We start from the raw sequence: 16,334 nt of genomic DNA, 5'->3' as shown, positions 1-16,334 counted from the left end.
GCTGCCGCAGAACGCGGCAGCAGTTACAAAAGCCTGTGGCTGGTTAGAGCGTCCACTCCAGGCCCAGGCTAACGGTCCGTGGATCACCCCAGAACACGCCGTTATAGAAGCCGACGTTTTCGTAGTACTTCTGATCCAGCAGGTTCTTCACGTTCAAAGTGGCCGAGACGTGTTTGTCGAACTCGTAGCGGGCCATCAGATCGACGAGGGTGTAGGACTTTTGGGTGATGTCTTCCTTGAACGTAACCGGATAGCCCTTGGCGTCTTTCTCTGCGGTCGGACGATTGGCCGCGCGGTAGATATCGCTTTGCCAGTTGACGGCAGCCCCCACGGTCATGGCCTTCCATTCGGCAGGCAGGCGGTAGGTGGTCGACACCTTTACCAGGTTCAAGGGTGCCGCGGTGTTCATCCGCTTGCCCGCAGCGTTACGTGAGTGGGTGTAGGTGTACCCGGCCATCATGTTCCAGTCACGCATCACTTCACCGGCCAGCTCGATTTCGAAACCGTTGACCTTATTGCCCTTGCCCCCGGATTTGTAATATTGCTCGCCGTTGGGCCCGCGGGGTGCCGAGTCGTCGATTTCCGGCACGTTATCCTGTTTGCTCCAGAACACGGCCGACGACAGATTGAGCCGCTCCTGAAAGAAGCTGCCCTTGAGCCCCAGCTCATAGTTGCTGCCCACAACGGGTTCCAGGTAGGAGTCGCCAATATCCTTGTTGGTACCCGGCTTGAAAATGTCGGTGTAGCTGACATAGGCCGTCAGCTCTTCGGTGAAGTCATAGAGCACCCCCGCGTAAGGGGTGAGCATGTCGTTGTGGGTCTGAACTTTTTTTGCATGCACCAGCCCTTTGGACGCTTCATCGAACTCAGTGCTGGCGCTGGAGCTTTGCCAGCTGCCATACCGCGTGCCGAGCACGGCATGCCATTGATCGGTCAGGTTAAAGCGCGTGGCCAGGTAGCCTGACTTCTGTTTGATGATGTCCCGGGTGCCCTGAATGCCGGTATTAAAGTCCTGATACCTGGCAATGGTGCTCATGTCCCGCCAGTCCGGAATCTGGCGGTAGTTATCTGGGTTGAGTTCAACCATCAAGGGCGAGGTGTTGTCGTTTTTGGCTTCGCCATAACCCAGCATCAGATCATGCTCGCGCCCGAATAACGGGTAGGTGCCCGAGATATTCACATCGATGGCGGTCATTTTTTCCTCTCCGATGAAATGGCTGCTAAAAGCCGACATGCCGGTGCCATCGGCATTGGGGAAACCACCGCCGGCGTAGTACACCTTGCCTTCGGCATCACTGGTGCGATGGGTGTAGGCCGCTTTCAGACGCCAGTCATTGAACAGTCGTTGCTCCAGGGTGGCGAATGCAGTCTTGTCCTTCATGGGCCATGAGCTCCATGACGTGGCCAGGTTGGTTGAGCGCCCAAATCCGGCTTTGTCGCCGGTGCCGGTCCAGTACGGTGTTGTTCCCCAGGATGAACCCTGCACTTGCTTGTCCTGGTAGTCATATCCGACTGCAACTGTGGTGTCGTCTGTCAGGTCGGCTTCCAGAATGCCGTAGGCCACTTCTCGCTTGAGTGCGTAGTTGTCGCGGAACGATTTGCTGTCGCGGTAAGCCAGCACGGTACGCCCGCGCAAACGCCCGTCAAACGCCAGCGGGCCGCCGACATCAACGTAGCTGTAATAGTCGTCATAGCTGCCCCCGGTGACGCCGGCTTTGGCCTGGAGCTCGCGGGTTGGCCGCTTGCGGATCATGTTGATGGTGCCGGACGGGTCGCCAGCGCCTGTGGTCAGGCCTGTTGCGCCCCGGATGACTTCAATGCGGTCATAGATGATGGTGTCGGCATCAGACTTCATGAAACTGAAGGTGTTGAGCATGCCGTCAATCTGGAAGTTGTTGATGGTATAGCCACGAGACGAATAGCTGACCCGGTCCGAATCGTTGTGTTGCACCACGACACCGGTGGTATGACGCATGGCTTCGGTCAGGGTGTTGAGGTTGAAGTCGTCCATCTCCTGGCGGGTGACCACCGAAATCGACTGCGGCGTTTCGCGGATGCTCAGGTTGAGTTTGGTGGCGGTACTGGTCGTGCCCGTGGTGTAGGAACCGGTGTTCTCAGTCGTTGCACCCAGTCCCTGGGCTGTGATGCTGGTGCTGCCGAGTTCCATTGAGGTGGAACGTGTTTCGTCCTTGATCTCGCTATCAGCCATGAGGCAGGGGCTGATGGTGCTGCTTAGCAGGCCGAGGGTTAACGTCATCGAACGGGTGGTGGGCGCGAACATCGCTGCCGGCTCCTTGTCATTGTTGTGAAGTGGTCTAGTGCTTCAAACGAATGACAAGGGGGCGAATTAGCGTAATCGCGAATGATTGTTGTTTCTGATTGTTTCCAGTAGTGAACTAACACTCAACGGGGAGGTATTGGCTCCCCGTTGTGCTTTTTACTGCGTGGCCACATTACCCGCTGCAGGGGGCTTGGGTTTGATCAGGCTGAAGTCGATCAAGGCTTTTTGCGGGCGCGAGTACGGGTCGCCGATCAATTGCGGACGCGCGACAAACTGATCGCTTACCAGGCTCTTTTTATCGTCCAGTTCGTCAGCGCTCAAACCGGCCAGATCTGCCCAGGTGTGGATGAACTGTGAGCTGCTATACGGGCGGCCAAGGTCGCTGGCGAAATTCCAGGTATGGCTTTCACGCCATTTTGGCGAGGCCCAGGCCATGAACGGGATGGTGTACATCGGAGCGGTCGGCTTGGCTTCGTTACGGCCCAGGGTGCTGTGGCCAACCGAATCGAAAACGTCTTCACCGTGATCGGACAGGTACAGCAGGAAACCGTTGGGATCGGTTTTGGCGAAGTCCTTGATCAGGCTCGACACCACAAAGTCGTTATACAAAACGGCATTGTCGTAGCTGTTGTAAGTCGGTACCTGGTCATCGGTCAGGCCGGCGGGGACACCGGTGCGATCGGTGAATTTGTCGAAGGTCGGCGGGTAACGGTACTGGTAGCTCATGTGCGTGCCGAGCAGATGAATCACGATCAGTTTGCGTGGCGCGCTGTCGGCCAGGATCTTGTTGAAGGGCTCAATCACGTCGCCGTCATACTGGCGCGCATTCTGGTTACGGTTGTTGTTGAGGTAGACCTGTTGGTCTGCCTGCTCGGAGAACGTGGTGAGCATGGTGTTGCGCTTGGTCATGGTCTGCTGGTTGGTCACCCAGAAGGTTTTGTAACCGGCCTGTTTCATCACGCTGACCAGCGACGGGGTGCTGAGGTACAGGTCCGGGTTTTCTTCATCAGCAAACGTCAGGACTTGTTGCAGTGCTTCGATGGTGTAAGGGCGCGGTGTTACGACGTTGTCGAAAATCGCCAGCTGATCGCGCAATTTATCAAGATTGGGGGTTGTCTCGCGCGGGTAGCCATAGAGGCTCATGCGCTGGCGGTTGGTTGATTCGCCAATGACCAGTACCAGGGTGGTGGGCTTGCCGGCTTCATTGTCCTTGAGGTTGGTCAATGGCGGGATTTTGCTGGCACTGGCGAGCATGCCCTGCATGTTGTCCAGTTGCTCCAGGTAACGGCGATACGCGACCACCATCTGCCATGGCACTGCAGGCTCTATGCGGCTTTCAAAGCTTTCCATGGCAGCGGCCATGGTGTCGTGCTTGATCGATTGTTTGATGATCGGGTAGCCGACAATCGCCACCAGCAAGGCAATGGCTACTGTCCAGGCTTGGGCACGGGGCATGTACACCGGGCGCAAACGGGTCCAGAGGAATACGGCGAAAGCGGTGTGCGCAAGGAACGCCAGCACCATCCACCAGGCGAAGTACTGGGTCATGTATTCGCCGGCTTCAGACACGTTCGACTCGAACATGATGAAGATGACGCTTTGCGAGAATTCTTGCTGATAGATGAAGAAGTAACCGAGGCTGGCCATGGAACACGCCCACAGCACCACGCCGATGACGGCCGCCATTGCGCGGGTATGCTTTGGGAACATCAGCATGGGTGCCAGCCAGATGGCGCTCATTATGAACGCCTGGCGAAAGCCCGAAAATCCGGAGGTGCCCGTCAGTTGGATCAGCAGTTGGGTAATGCCGGAAAAGTACCAGAAGAACAGAAATAGCCAGCCGAGTCCGGCCCAGTCGAAACCTTTCGCAGATGTGTTACTGCGTTTGAACATCCCCATACAGCGCTCCAGCTGATAACAACTTGAATCGTCAATGCCGTTTAGCCCGGCACAACAAGTGAGGGCCGCATCACTAATGAGCAGCCGCAAAGTGTTGAAGTATTGCTAACGGGATGTGAAAACTTTGTCAGGGATGATGGCGGGCTCTGGCTCGCCGCGTGTTGTGGGGGGATCAGTCGTGGAGGCTGACATGGCCAGCCTGGGCACTCTGTAATTGCCGGCGCAATTGTTCGAGTTCCTGGCGCAACTGCACGCACTCCTCTTTGAGTTGACGCAGCTCATCACGGCGGACGGTGACATAGAGGGTCTGGGCAGGTCGTGCGGACAGTATGGTGGTCATGGTTCACTTCGCCTCTGGCAACTTTATATCGAGTATCCAGATAGCCCGTTGCCGGACATGGATCACTGTCGTGGCCGATTGTGATTTCTTTCTTGAGTGATGTGAACTTTTAATTTTTTTGCGGTCCAGGTGTGCTCGTTCGTCTTCTGAGTGTATTGAATCGCGAATCTGGGTGGCTGCTTGTGCGAAACTATGCAGCATGCGCTAGGACTAATCCTCAGCCGGGCACCTTAAGCAATGCTGCACTAAGGTGCTGTACACCTATTTATTTGTCGTTGGGAGCAACAGTACATGCAGTTGGGAATTATTGGATTGGGCCGTATGGGCGGTAACATCGCGCGGCGTCTGATGCTCAATGGGCATACAACCGTGGTTTTTGACCGCAATACCGACTTTGTCAGTGCCCTCGAGCAGGAAGGCGCCACAGGCGTGACCGACTTGCCTGCGCTGGTTGCTGGCCTGGCCAAGCCCCGGGCTGTCTGGGTCATGCTGCCGTCCGGTGCTCCGACCGAAGACACCATTGAAACCCTGAGCCAACTGCTCGACGCCGATGACATCATCATCGATGGCGGCAATACCTTTTATAAAGATGACATCCGTCGTTCGCAGGCGCTGGCCGAAAAAGGCATTCAGTATGTTGACGTCGGCACCTCTGGCGGCGTGTGGGGGCTGGAGCGCGGCTACTGCATGATGATTGGCGGTGACACTGGCGTCGTCACACATCTGGATCCGCTGTTCGCGGCCCTTGCTCCGGGTATGGGCGACATCGCACGCACCAAGGATCGTGTCTCAGATGATGACCGCGCAGAACGTGGCTACATCCATGCAGGTCCTGCGGGCGCCGGGCACTTCGTCAAGATGGTGCATAACGGTATTGAGTACGGCCTGATGCAGGCTTACGCCGAAGGTTTCAACCTGATGAAGATGAAGGGCGGTGAAAACCTGCCTGAAGATCAGCGTTTTGACCTGAATCTGGGTGATATCGCCGAAGTGTGGCGCCGCGGCAGCGTTGTGTCGTCCTGGTTGCTGGATCTGACCGCTGATGCACTGGCCACTGACGCACCGCTGGACGGTTACTCGGGCGCTGTGGCGGACAGCGGTGAAGGCCGTTGGACCATCGAAGCGGCCATGGAACAGTCGACACCGGTTCCGGTACTGTCGAACGCCTTGTTTGCCCGTTATAGCTCACGCCAGCAAAGCCTGTATGGAGACAAATTGTTGTCTGCCATGCGTTTTGGTTTCGGCGGCCATGTGGAGACACCTAAGAAATGACCGATCAGTCCAGCAAATCCAACACCAAGCCGGCACCGCCCACCACGCTGTTTCTGTTTGGGGCTCACGGTGATCTGGTCAAGCGCCTGCTGATGCCGGCGCTGTACAACTTGAGTCGGGACGGTTTGCTGGACGATGGTTTGCACATTGTGGGCGTCGACCACAATGCGATCAGTGATGAGGGTTTTGCCAAAAAGCTGGAGGACTTCATTCGCAATGAAGCCGCCAGCAAAGTGGATCATCCTGAGGGCAAGGGCTTGAATGCCCAATTGTGGGCTTCGCTGGCGAAGAACATCAGTTATGTGCAGGGCGACTTTCTGGATGACAGCACTTATACCGCGCTGGAACAGAAAATCATCGCCAGTGGCACTGGCAACGCGGTGTTCTACCTGGCCACTGCCCCGCGCTTTTTCAGCGAAGTGGTGCAGCGGTTGGGCGCTGGCGGATTGCTTAAAGAAACCCCGGATGCATTTCGCCGGGTAGTTATTGAAAAACCTTTTGGCTCTGACGTCGAAACGGCACAAGCATTGAACGAGTGCCTGCTGACCGTCATGAGCGAGAAGCAGATTTACCGGATTGACCACTATCTGGGCAAGGAAACCGTCCAGAACATCCTGGTCAGTCGATTCTCCAACGGACTTTTCGAGTCCTTTTGGAATAATCATTACATCGACCATGTGCAGATCACGGCGGCAGAAACCGTCGGGGTCGAGACCCGTGGCAGTTTTTACGAGCATACCGGTGCCTTGCGCGACATGTTGCCCAACCATTTGTTTCAGTTGCTGGCGATGGTTGCGATGGAGCCTCCCGCGGCCTTTGGTGCTGATGCGGTGCGCGGCGAGAAGGCCAAGGTCATCGGAGCAATTCGCCCGTGGTCGAAGGAAGATGCGTTAAAAAACTCGGTGCGCGGGCAATACACCCGCGGTGAGTCCGGTGGCAAGCCGGTAGAGGGTTATCGCGAAGAGAACAACGTGGCCGCCGACAGCTCCACTGAGACCTTTGTCGCGCTCAAGGTGATGATCGATAACTGGCGTTGGGTCGGCGTGCCGTTTTATCTGCGCACCGGCAAGCGCATGAGTGCCCGTGATACCGAAATCGCGATCTGTTTCAAACCCGCGCCTTATGCACAGTTCCGCGACACCGAAGTCGATCGGCTGCAGCCAAACTATTTGCGGATCCAGATTCAACCCAACGAAGGCATGTGGTTTGACCTTCAGGCCAAGCGTCCGGGCCCGGGGCTGAAAATGGCCAATATCGCCCTTGGGTTCGCCTATAAAGACTTCTTCGAAATGCAGCCTTCCACCGGTTATGAGACGTTGATCTACGACTGCCTGACCGGCGATCAGACCTTGTTCCAGCGTGCTGACAATATTGAAAACGGCTGGCGCGCTGTGCAGCCTTTTCTCGATGCGTGGCGTGAACATTCGGACGTGCATCCATACCCGGCCGGTCAGGATGGCCCCGAAGCCTCAAAAGAACTACTGGCCCGCGATGGTCGCGTCTGGCTGAACATAGGATGAGTGACGTGAAGCAAGAGACCATTAAGCTGGTGCTGTGTGACATGGATGGCACCCTTCTTATGCCTGACCACACCATCAGTCCCGGAAACCTGGCCGCGGTTAAAAAGCTGCAGGCGGCGGGCGTTTATTTCACCCTGGCCTCCGGCAGGCCGCCGCGTGCCATGCGCGAGATCAGTCAGCAACTGGGCATTGAGTTGCCGGTCGCCGGATTCAATGGCGGACTGCTGGTCAACGCCCAGGGGGAGTACCTGCAATCTCATCACGTGCAGTATGAAGGGGTGCTGAAGACCCTGGCCCTGTTGGCGGAGCACCCGGTTGAAGTCTGGCTGTTTGTCGATGAAGAGTGGCTGGTGCGCGATCCGTCGGGCGAGATGGTTTCTCACGAGCAGCACGGCCTCGGTTACCCCCCCAAGGTGGTTGAAAGCTATGAACCTTATCTGCACCGGGTGCACAAGATCGTAGCGACCTGTAGCGATGCACCGTTATTGATGGATCTCGAGCAGCGTTTGCAACCTGTATTGAGCGGGCTCGCGATCGCCAGTCGCTCACAGGCTCGTTATCTGGATATCACTGCGCTCAAAGCCAATAAAGGTGAGGCGTTGGCCACTCTGGCCGAGTTTCTGGATGTGCCGCTGGTACGCACGGCGGCCATCGGTGATGGGGGCAATGATCCGGCGATGTTCCACCGGGCGGGGATTTCGATTGCCATGGGCCAGGCCCCTGAAGACATACGCAAGCAGGCGATGTATGTGACGGGCAGTAACCTTGAAGACGGCGTTGCCCGGGCGATCGAGCGCTTTATTCTTTAGCCCGGTTTTTGGCGTAATAACGGCCTGCCTGAGGCCCGCAGTGCTTGTTATAGTCCGCGACTTATTGACCGGCACTGCGCCCCAAAAAGGATTGAGTTTATGTCCGACTACCAGGCTTTTCAGGTTGAGTTACAGGGCAACATTGCCCACGTGCAGATCAACCGACCTGAGAAGGTCAATGCGATGAATGCGGCGTTCTGGAGCGAAATCGTCGAAATCTTTCAGTGGATCGATGAAACCGATGCCGTACGCGTAGTCGTGCTCAGCGGCGCGGGCAAGCATTTCTCGGCCGGTATCGATCTGATGTTGCTGGCCTCGGTTGCCAATGAACTGGGCAAGGATGTCGGGCGTAACGCCCGTTTGCTGCGGCGTAAGATTTTGCAATTGCAGGCTTCGTTCAATGCTGTCGATCAGTGCCGCAAGCCGGTGCTGGCGGCCATTCAGGGGTATTGCCTGGGGGGCGCCATTGACCTGATCGCAGCCTGCGACATGCGCTATGCGGCTGCAGATGCGCAATTCTCGATCAAGGAAATCGACATGGGCATGGCTGCCGATGTCGGTACCCTGCAACGTCTGCCGCGCATCATCGGCGACGGCATGCTGCGTGAGATGGCCTACACCGGGCGCATGGTGGCGGCCGACGAAGCGCGCACGATTGGCCTGGTCAACCGGGTCTACAGCGATCATCAGGCGTTGCTCGAAGGTGTCATGTCGATCGCGCAAGAGATCGCGGGCAAGTCGCCGATTGCTATTGGCGGTACCAAGCAGATGATCAGCTACATGCGCGATCACCGCGTAGACGATGGTCTGGAGTATGTCGCGACATGGAACGCAGCCATGCTCCAGTCGAGCGACTTGCGGCTGGCAATGACCGCCCATATGACCAAACAAAAGCCTGAATTTCTCGATTGACGATTTTTAACCTGACCAAGGATCGTTTCATGACACCGCGTTGGACCACGGCAGTACTGGATACAGACCTACCTGGCGGCCTGGCTGTGGCACGCGGCCCCGACGGTTTTTTACTTGACGATAATGGCCCGTTGTTCCCCCGTGAATGGCTAAAGCGTCAGGACCTGACGGTGCTGGCCGAGCATGGCATCGGTCACCTGGACGGGGAGCCGGTGTACCTGCTGGAGCTTGACCTTGCGGCGCAGGTTGAAGGCTGTCGCTGGCAGGGCTTGCGAGCTTTTATGCTGGAGGGCGATCACACGCTTTACAAGGTCCTGGGCTACGCCGCGCAAATAGGCAGCTGGGCCAGAGAGCATCGTTTCTGTGGAAGCTGCGGGCGGGCCATGACCCAGATACACCTGGAGCGTGCGATGTACTGCGCGCCCTGCGACCTGCGTAGTTACCCGCGAATTTCGCCAAGCATGATTGTGTTGATTACCCGGGGTGATGAGGTGCTGCTGGCCCGTTCGCCGCGCTTTGTGCCGGGGGTATACAGCACGCTGGCGGGGTTCGCCGAGCCGGGAGAGTCGGCGGAGGATTGCCTGATTCGCGAGGTGCGTGAAGAGGTGCAGGTGGAAGTCAGGAATATCCAGTACCTGGGCAGCCAGTGCTGGCCTTTTCCGCACTCGATGATGCTGGGTTTTCATGCTGAATATGCGGGGGGCGAAATCGTTCCCCAGGCGGACGAGATAGAAGATGCACAGTGGTTCAATGTGCATCATTTGCCGCCGCTGCCAGCATCGCGCTCGATTGCCCGCTATCTCATCGACGTGTATGTGGCGCGACGCTTAGGCCTGGCCGAACCAGTGCTGCCAGGCTAGGCGCACGGTCAGTCCCAAGACCACGGTGATAAACACCGGGCGAATGAATTTGGCCCCGCCGCTGATCGCGCTGCGGGCGCCAAAGAAGGCACCGACCATGACGGCAAAGCCCATGGTCAGGCCGATGACCCAGTCCACATGCCCCGAAAAAACAAACACCGACAGCGCTGCAATGTTGCTGACGAAGTTCATGCTGCGGGCCACGCCGCTGGCCTTCACCAGGTCGATGGGGTACATCAGCATGCTGCTGACCGTCCAGAAGGCACCGGTTCCGGGGCCTGCCACACCGTCATAGAAGCCCAGACCCAGGCCTTGGGGCAGCTGCCATTTCTTTTTTATTGGAGCATCGTTGTCGATCGGAGTTTTGGGTGTGCCGCCGAACAGTAGATACAGGCCACAGCCAAAAACAATCACCGGCAGCATTTTGTTCAGCCACTCGGCCGGCATGTAATGGGCCACGATGGCTCCCATCAGGGCCCCTGCCAACGTACCGAAAATTGCCAGCTTCCACTCTCTGGGATGGAACAGCTTGCGTCGATAAAAGGTAAAACTGGCCGTTGCCGAACCAAACGTCGAACTGAGTTTGTTGGTACCCAGTACCAGGTGCGGGGGCAGGCCGGCAGTCAGCAAGGCCGGCGTGGTGAGCAAGCCTCCGCCACCGGCAATGGCATCGATAAAGCCGGCAACAAAGGCCACTGCGGCCAGAATGGCGAGGGTGGTCAAATCTACGCTGAGTTCAAATGGCATCGGGTCGGCTTAATTCGGCAGGACGGACAGCGCACAAGCGCGCGAAGGGCGTCATCTTACCGATAACGGTCACCAGCTGCGACTGACCTTTTGCGTTCGAAAAGTGTTGCATGGCCAACAGTGATTCAACAAAAAAATGCCTGATGAACAGCCCGGTGCGGTTTCACGGGGCGCAAAGGCGGTTTAGACCTGTTGGCATAAATGCTGCTCTGTAGTCATGACATTCCCTAACGCCGAGATCATGCCAATGAGTCAGCAAGCCATAAAATTTGCCTACTGGGTGCCTAACGTCAGCGGTGGACTGGTCGTCAGCAAAATTGAGCAACGCACCCACTGGGGGATTGATTACAACCGCAAACTCGCCCAGTTGGCAGAAGCAGCGGGCTTTGAATATGCACTGACGCAAATCCGCTTCACGGCGGGTTATGGTGCCGAGTTTCAGCACGAGTCCGTAGCGTTCAGTCACGCGTTATTGGCTGCTACCACGCATTTGAAAGTTATCGCGGCGATCCTGCCGGGGCCCTGGAAACCCGCATTGGCGGCCAAGCAGCTGGCTACCATTGATCAACTGACGCAGGGCCGTGTCGCGGTCAATATCGTCAGTGGCTGGTTCAAGGGCGAATTCAACGCCATTGGTGAGCATTGGCTGGAGCATGACGAGCGCTATCGCCGCTCCGAGGAATTCATTCGGGTCCTTAAAGGCATCTGGACCCAGGATAACTTCACCTTCAAGGGGGATTTTTATCGAATCAACAATTACACCCTAAAGCCCAAGCCGCTGGGCTTGCCGCACCCGGAGATATTTCAGGGCGGGAGCTCGCGTGCTGCACGGGATATGGCCGCCCGCGTATCGGACTGGTACTTCACTAATGGCAACACACCAGAAGGCATCAAAGCTCAAATCGACGATATACGGGCCAAGGCTGCAGCCAACCAGCACTCAGTGAAGGTCGGGGTGAATGCTTTTGTCATTGCCCGTGACACGGAGGAAGAGGCCAGGGCGGTGTTGCAGGAAATCATTGAAAATGCCGACATTGATGCGGTCCATGCCTTTGGCGACGCTGCAAAACAGGCGGGCAAGTCTTCGCTTGAGGGAGAAGGTAACTGGGCCAAGTCAACCTTTGAAGATCTGGTTCAGTACAACGATGGTTTTAAAACCAACTTGATTGGCACCCCCCGGCAGATCGCGCAGCGGATCGTGGCGCTCAAGGCATTGGGCGTGGACCTGGTGCTGGCGGGGTTTCTGCATTTTCAGGAAGAGGTGGAGTATTTCGGGCGTCGTGTACTGCCTTTAGTGCGCGAGCTGGAAGCAAGCACGCTTGAACAACTGACACCCGCTTGAGGGCGACCCCGGCAGCAGTGCCCCGGGCTGCTGCTGGGGTGTCGGTTCAGAACGCCGAGAGGGTTTGAGCATCAAGCCTTCGTGTGTTCACTGCCAGGGCCCCGAGTTTGATCAGGCGAGTGCGGGTGACATTACGGCTTAAACCCAGCAGTTTGGCGGTGTGCACCTGATTGTGATGGCAGAACTCATAAGCCGCACGCAAGAGGCTGTCCTCGACGGCTTCGTGCAGCGCACCGGGTTCTTCCTCGAACAACTTTTGAAATGCACGTTGCAGCAAGTGATCCGGGGTATCGGTGCAATGCTGCGGTACGGGGTGCTCCAGCCGTTTGCTGCGCGACTGTGACAGGCGCAGGTCCTGGGCCGTGATGGTCTGATTGCGGCACAGGAGCAGGCTGTGGTGCATGACGTTTTCAAGCTCGCGGATATTGCCCTGCCAAGGGTGGTTCATGAGCACGTCTTCAGCGCATGTGCTCAGTGCAGTGGGGCCGTGTTGCAGCCGTTGCCGGTAGGTTTGAAGGAAATGTCTGGCCAGCGGCAGGATGTCCCCTTGGCGTTCGCGCAAAGGCTTCAGCACCAGGCTGACCACGTTTAGCCGGTAATACAGATCTTCGCGAAAGTGACCGGCATCAATGGCCTGTTCCAGATTCACATTGGTGGCCGCGAGTACGCGAACATTAATCGGCGTGCTTTTGCGTGATCCCAGCCGCACCACTTCTTGCTCTTGCAGCACGCGCAGCAGCTTCACTTGAATGGGCAGTGGCAAATCGCCGATTTCGTCCAAGAACAATGTGCCGCCGTCAGCCTCTTCAAACCAGCCGGCCTTGGCCCCCAGTGCGCCGGTGAATGCCCCTTTCTCGTGGCCAAACAGCTCGGCTTCGACCAGCGATTCTGAAAACGCTCCGCAATTGACGGCCACAAACGGTTGCTGGTTGCGGTGGCTGAGTTGATGTATGTGCCGGGCAACGATTTCTTTACCGGTGCCGGTTTCTCCAATGATCAACACGCTGGCATCACTGGGCGCTATTTGCTGTAGATGCGCGAGTAACGCCTTGGAGGCGGGATCTGCAAAAACCTGGGCTGTGGCCCGTATGGAGGTAGCGAGTGCCGGAGTGGCAGGCAGTGTCAAAAGCTGCATGTACAGCTCCTTTTAAGGGGGAGGGCTATACCCACAAAGGAAAGCCGGAGGCTGCTTTATAAAGTGCTTTTGTTATTCCGTAAACTAACCTAATTCCATATTTATATATCCTTATGGCATATCGGACTTGCACAAACCGGTCTTTTTGGCGCTTTATAGGGCTATGGTTTTTCGATGTCGTGAATTTTGGAATGCTCCTACGACATGTAATGAAGCGGCTTCTTTTGTCACCCAGGTTGATCGGGTATTTCTAATGGCCATTCTTTAACGTGGCTTCACTCTTCTGATATCAAGCACTGCCTGATTCCGGAACGCTCAGTAGGTTTGACAATGAACAAAAGACCTCTTTATTTCGATTACGCTGCCACCACTCCTGTGGACGCTCGTGTCATTCAGGTGATGGTCGACTGTCTTGGCTTTGAAGGAAATTTTGGCAACCCTGCCTCGGGCTCCCATGTATTCGGTCAGCAAGCCCGAAGCGCGGTGGAGCTGGCTCGCGAGCAGGTTGCCCAGTTGATTAACGCCAAGGCAGAGCAAATTATCTGGACCTCGGGCGCTACCGAGTCCAATAACCTTGCGCTGAAGGGGGTTGCGCTGGCCAATGGCAAATCACGCGGGCATATCATCACCAGTCAGATTGAGCACAAGGCGGTACTGGACACGGCGCGGTTCCTGGAGCAGTCAGGGTTTGACGTGACGTATCTGGCGCCCGATAGCGATGGGCTTGTAAGTGCGCAACAAGTCAGCGCTGCATTGCGTGAAGACACGCTGCTGGTATCGCTGATGCTGGTTAACAATGAGCTCGGGACGGTAAATGATATCTCTGCTATTGGTTTGCTGGTTCGCGAGCACGGCGCTTTGTTCCATGTTGATGCCGCCCAGGGCGCAGGCAAGATAGCCATTGACCTGCAGAAGTGGGCTGTGGATCTGATGTCATTCTCCGGGCACAAGGTGTACGGGCCCAAGGGAATTGGAGCGCTGTATGTAGGCGCGCGTGCGCAGGATCGTTTGCAGGCTCAGATTCATGGTGGTGGTCATGAGTCGGGGTTGCGCTCGGGCACGCTGGCCACTCACCAGATAGCAGGAATGGGAGCTGCCTTTGCCCTGGCCAGCGAGTCATTCTCCAAGGAGTTGGGCCATATCAGCGTTCTGCGTGAGCGTTTGCTGGCGCAGTTGGCCGCTGTGCCGGGGGTGCAATGCAACGGCTGTCCAACACAACGAATTCCCCATACCTTGAGCCTGACTTTCCCCCAAGGGCACTTCAATAGTTCTGCATTGAGCGCGGTGCTGGCGTATTCGGCTACTTCGGCGTGCAACTCAGCCAGCAAAACACCATCGCATGTGCTGCTCGCGCTTGGTCACGACGCTGATAAGGCAAGTCGAACCATCCGCTTGAGTCTGGGGCGTTTTACAAGCGAGCAGGATATCGATACTGCAGTAAATGCGATTAAAACGGCCGTAGCCGCCCCTGCACCTTTTTGGGCGGTTGCCCAGTCTTAGCTGCTGATTCATTATCCGACGGGAATAATAATTAGCCGTGGCTAGCAGGAGACAGAATGAGTACTCAGTCGTTGAATCCGGGGTTGGTAGTGCAGCGTTTGGCGCGCACCCGAGCTTTAATGAGCCAGAACGGAATACAGGCACTGTTGGTACCCTCGGCCGACCCTCATCTTTCAGAGTACTTGCCTGCCTATTGGCAGGGGCGGCAATGGCTATCGGGTTTTTACGGCTCGGTCGGTACTTTGATTGTGACCCCGACCTTTGCCGGTCTTTGGGCTGACAGTCGTTACTGGGAGCAGGCTACCAAGGAGCTTGCCGGCAGTAGCATCGAACTGGTCAAGTTGGTACCAGGGCAGCCGGGGCCGCTGGAGTGGTTGGCGGAACAAGCGCCTCAAGGGGCTACGGTTTCGGTTGATGGCGCGGTACTCGCACTGGCCTCGGCGCGAACACTGGAAGGTAAGCTCAAGGAGCGCGGTGCTGTTTTGCGCACTGATATCGATCTGCTGGGGCAGGTTTGGGAGGATCGTCCTGCGCTGCCGGTCCAGGCGGTATACGAGCATTTGCCGCCACAGGCGACAGTGAGCCGCGTAGTCAAGCTGGCGCAATTGCGTGAATCACTTGTTCAGCGCAAGGCTGATGCGCATTTCATTGCAACCCTTGATGACATTGCCTGGTTGTTCAATCTGCGTGGCTCGGATGTTTCCTTCAATCCGGTGTTTGTTTCGTTCGCATTGATTAATGCAGAGCAAGCCACCTTGTTTGTGGACTTGAACAAGGTCAGTCCCGCGCTGCAGGAGACGCTCAAGCATGATGGTGTCGAGCTACGTGAGTACATTGAAATCAATGACGCTCTGGCAGCATTGCCGGCTTCAACCCGGTTACTGGTAGACCCGGCGCGGGTGACCTGCGGGTTGCTCAGCCATCTGCAGCCTGATGTGAAGCTGGTCGAAGGAGTAAACCCGACTACTCTGGCCAAGTCGCAGAAAAGCCTGGATGACGCGTTTCATATCCGTCAGGCCATGGAGCAGGACGGTGCAGCGCTCTGTGAGTTTTTTGCCTGGCTGGAAACAGCCTTGGGTCGCGAGCGCATCACTGAGTTGACGATTGACGAGCAGTTGACCGCTGCGCGTGCGCGTCGTCCGGGGTTTGTATCGCTGAGTTTCAACACGATTGCTGCTTTTAATGCCAATGGCGCAATGCCCCACTATCACGCGACAGAGCAGGAGCATGCCGTGGTTGAGGGGGATGGTCTGCTGTTAATAGATTCCGGTGGCCAGTATCTGGGCGGAACGACAGATATTACCCGGATGGTACCAATTGGCACCTTGAGCTATGAGCAAAAGCGCGATTGCACCCGTGTGCTTAAAGGTGTGATTGCCTTGTCCCGGGCTCAGTTTCCAAAAGGGATTTTGTCGCCCTTGCTGGACTCGATTGCAAGAGCTCCCATTTGGGCTGAGGCCGTGGATTACGGGCATGGAACCGGGCATGGCGTGGGCTATTTCCTGAATGTGCACGAAGGGCCTCAGGTTATTGCCTATCAGGCTGCACCCGCGCCTCATACAGCCATGCAGGCCGGGATGATCACCTCTATCGAGCCAGGAACATATCGTCCGGGTCGCTGGGGGGTGCGAATCGAGAATCTGGTATTGAATCGCGAGGCGGGTGCGTCGGAGTTTGGTTCGTTTCTCAAGTTTGAAACATTGACCCTGTGTCCGAT

The 16,334-nt window shown here is 56.7% G+C and carries 13 protein-coding genes (1 of these 13 only partly in view); 8 read left to right on the top strand and 5 right to left on the bottom strand.

Translation table 11 applies throughout. The features are described 5' to 3' along the window. Positions 1 to 43 precede the first annotated feature (43 nt). The 3 genes from AOC04_RS13390 to AOC04_RS23980 form a co-directional block, all read right to left on the bottom strand. Positions 44 to 2,281, bottom strand: coding sequence for a TonB-dependent siderophore receptor (locus AOC04_RS13390; RefSeq protein ID WP_060694113.1), 2,238 nt, complete (start codon positions 2,279 to 2,281; stop codon positions 44 to 46). 156 nt (positions 2,282 to 2,437) lie between these two features. After that, positions 2,438 to 4,180 (bottom strand): phosphoethanolamine transferase CptA, encoded by a 1,743-nt coding sequence (locus AOC04_RS13385; protein WP_060694111.1) that lies wholly within the window; start codon positions 4,178 to 4,180, stop codon positions 2,438 to 2,440. A gap of 172 nt (positions 4,181 to 4,352) precedes the next feature. Next, positions 4,353 to 4,520 carry a DUF6026 family protein gene (locus AOC04_RS23980; RefSeq protein ID WP_167344883.1) on the bottom strand — a complete coding sequence of 56 codons (168 nt, stop codon included), beginning with the start codon at positions 4,518 to 4,520 and terminating at the stop codon, positions 4,353 to 4,355. Positions 4,521 to 4,811: 291 nt separating this feature from the next. Between AOC04_RS23980 and gnd the strand changes: the two genes are divergently transcribed. The 5 genes from gnd to nudC all read left to right on the top strand — a co-directional run bounded on the left by gnd (position 4,812) and on the right by nudC (position 9,893). Beyond that, the gene (gene gnd / locus AOC04_RS13380) at positions 4,812 to 5,792 is read left to right on the top strand and encodes a phosphogluconate dehydrogenase (NAD(+)-dependent, decarboxylating) (RefSeq protein WP_060694109.1); all 981 of its coding nucleotides are present in this window, start codon (positions 4,812 to 4,814) and stop codon (positions 5,790 to 5,792) included. Beyond that, positions 5,789 to 7,312, top strand: coding sequence for a glucose-6-phosphate dehydrogenase (gene zwf / locus AOC04_RS13375; RefSeq protein ID WP_060694107.1), 1,524 nt, complete (start codon positions 5,789 to 5,791; stop codon positions 7,310 to 7,312). The genes gnd and zwf overlap by 4 nt, the downstream gene beginning before the upstream one ends. Beyond that, entirely contained in the window at positions 7,309 to 8,121 is an 813-nt protein-coding gene (locus AOC04_RS13370; RefSeq protein ID WP_060694105.1) for a Cof-type HAD-IIB family hydrolase, read from the top strand. The genes zwf and AOC04_RS13370 overlap by 4 nt, the downstream gene beginning before the upstream one ends. 99 nt (positions 8,122 to 8,220) lie before the next feature. Beyond that, entirely contained in the window at positions 8,221 to 9,033 is an 813-nt protein-coding gene (locus AOC04_RS13365; RefSeq protein WP_060694103.1) for a crotonase/enoyl-CoA hydratase family protein, read from the top strand. A gap of 29 nt (positions 9,034 to 9,062) precedes the next feature. Then, positions 9,063 to 9,893 carry an NAD(+) diphosphatase gene (gene nudC / locus AOC04_RS13360; RefSeq protein ID WP_060694100.1) on the top strand — a complete coding sequence of 277 codons (831 nt, stop codon included), beginning with the start codon at positions 9,063 to 9,065 and terminating at the stop codon, positions 9,891 to 9,893. Here the strand turns inward: nudC and AOC04_RS13355 are convergent. After that, positions 9,861 to 10,640 carry a TSUP family transporter gene (locus AOC04_RS13355; protein ID WP_060694098.1) on the bottom strand — a complete coding sequence of 260 codons (780 nt, stop codon included), beginning with the start codon at positions 10,638 to 10,640 and terminating at the stop codon, positions 9,861 to 9,863. The two genes, nudC and AOC04_RS13355, sit on opposite strands and share 33 nt — an antisense overlap. A gap of 241 nt (positions 10,641 to 10,881) precedes the next feature. Between AOC04_RS13355 and sfnG the strand changes: the two genes are divergently transcribed. After that, the gene (sfnG, locus tag AOC04_RS13350; RefSeq protein ID WP_162232803.1) at positions 10,882 to 11,982 is read left to right on the top strand and encodes a dimethylsulfone monooxygenase SfnG; all 1,101 of its coding nucleotides are present in this window, start codon (positions 10,882 to 10,884) and stop codon (positions 11,980 to 11,982) included. 46 nt (positions 11,983 to 12,028) lie between these two features. Here the strand turns inward: sfnG and AOC04_RS13345 are convergent, their stop codons facing one another. After that, positions 12,029 to 13,117: a sigma-54 interaction domain-containing protein gene (locus AOC04_RS13345; protein WP_060694094.1), complete on the bottom strand. Its 1,089-nt coding sequence runs from the start codon at positions 13,115 to 13,117 to the stop codon at positions 12,029 to 12,031. Between the two features lie 330 nt (positions 13,118 to 13,447). On the opposite strand from AOC04_RS13345, the gene AOC04_RS13340 reads away from it, so the two are divergent. Both AOC04_RS13340 and AOC04_RS13335 read left to right on the top strand, forming a co-directional pair. Then, positions 13,448 to 14,617 carry a cysteine desulfurase family protein gene (locus AOC04_RS13340; protein WP_060694090.1) on the top strand — a complete coding sequence of 390 codons (1,170 nt, stop codon included), beginning with the start codon at positions 13,448 to 13,450 and terminating at the stop codon, positions 14,615 to 14,617. 56 nt (positions 14,618 to 14,673) lie between these two features. After that, positions 14,674 to 16,334: the 5' portion of an aminopeptidase P family protein gene (locus AOC04_RS13335; protein ID WP_060694088.1), read on the top strand. 160 nt of this gene lie beyond the right edge of the window; only the first 1,661 of its 1,821 coding nucleotides appear in the window; its start codon is at positions 14,674 to 14,676; the stop codon falls past the right edge of the window.

It is taken from the genome of Pseudomonas versuta (assembly GCF_001294575.1).
GTDB classification, from domain to species: domain Bacteria; phylum Pseudomonadota; class Gammaproteobacteria; order Pseudomonadales; family Pseudomonadaceae; genus Aquipseudomonas; species Aquipseudomonas versuta.
The sequence above is the reverse complement of the archived record's forward strand: the minus strand, read 5'-3'. Positions and strand labels throughout refer to the sequence as shown.